The sequence below is a fragment of the Desulfovulcanus sp. genome (assembly GCF_982781345.1).
In genome coordinates, this window is record NZ_CEYAEZ010000167.1 from 1 (window position 1) to 1,308 (window position 1,308).

Annotated in this window: 2 protein-coding genes; both read left to right on the top strand. The window is 45.7% G+C overall.

Annotation, left to right across the window (positions count from 1 at the left end):
- Window positions 1-693, top strand: a 693-nt coding sequence (locus AC3WVG_RS11970; protein WP_488798346.1) for an ABC transporter permease subunit, incomplete at its 5' end; no start/stop codon positions are given.
- Window positions 694-700: 7 nt separating this feature from the next.
- On the top strand, window positions 701-1,308 hold a 608-nt coding region (locus tag AC3WVG_RS11975), incomplete at its 3' end, for an ATP-binding cassette domain-containing protein (RefSeq protein WP_488798347.1).

Genomic DNA, 1,308 nt, shown 5'->3' on the forward strand with positions numbered 1-1,308 from the left:
TGGGTAACTAATGGATCTATTTCACACCTGTTCGGTACCGACGCGTTAGGTCGCGACCTTTTTACCCGCATTATCTATGGCTGTCGAGTAACGCTAGGTTCAGCGTTTATTACCGTCGTACTAGCCATGCTAGTGGGTGTTAGTCTTGGTACCTTCGCAGGCATGTTGCGAGGAGTGCGCTCCAGTATTGCTAATCATTTACTCGATGCGTTAATGGCTATTCCTACTCTGCTTATTGCCATTATTATTGTAGCAATTTTAGGCACAGGTTTGGTCAATAGCATGTGGGCGATTACATTGGCGCTTATCCCTCAGTTCGTGCACCATACTCGCAGCTTCGTGCGGGCAGAGATGAAAAAAGAATACATAGTGGCCTCTAAACTCGATGGCGCGAGTAAGTGGCAACTCTTCGTTCACTCTATATTGCCTAATATGACCGAAATGCTGGTGGTGCAAAGTACCCTTGCGCTTTCCATCGCGGTTATAGATATTTCCGCCTTAGGCTTTTTAAACCTTGGCGCTCAGTCTCCCCTACCGGAATTAGGCGTAATTTTAGCCGACGGCCTAGACGTTGCTTACCTTGCACCTTGGAATGTAGCCGTACCGGGTATGGCAATATTTTTTATGGTGTTATCCATTAATATTGTGGGTGACGGATTGCGTTCGGCCCTGCGAAAAAGAGTGAGTCATTAATATGCCAATGCTTGATATTAAAAATCTCACCTTAGAAATGCAAAGTAGTGAAGGCGCTATCAAAGCACTGGATAAAGTTAACTTATCTGTAAGTAGCGGCGAAATTCGTGCCCTTGTGGGTGAGTCTGGTTCGGGTAAAAGTTTAATTGTTTCTGCTATCTGCGGCGCACTACCCAATCAATGGAATTTGACTGCCGACAGGATGAGTTGGAACGGTGAAAATTTATTAAGTATGTCGGTGCAACAGCGCCGCGAAGTAATGCGTCGCGAAATTGCCGTTGTATTCCAAGATCCTCAGGCGAGCTTAGACCCATCGGCAACCCTTGGCGAACAGCTAGAGGAAAGTATCCCTGATGAGTTTGTTCAAGGAAGCTGGTTTTGGCAGCGAGCACAGCAGCGTAAAAAGATAGCCATTAGTACGGTGCATAAAGTGGGTATAAAGCACCACAAACATTACTTAAGTGCGTTTCCACACCAAATACCTGCCGACATTGGGCAGAAGTTTATGATTGCAATGGCGTTAGTATCACAGCCTAAATTATTGATAGCTGATGACCCAACTCGCGGTATGGAGCCCACCACTAAAACACAAATTCTTAAGCTTTTTACACGGCT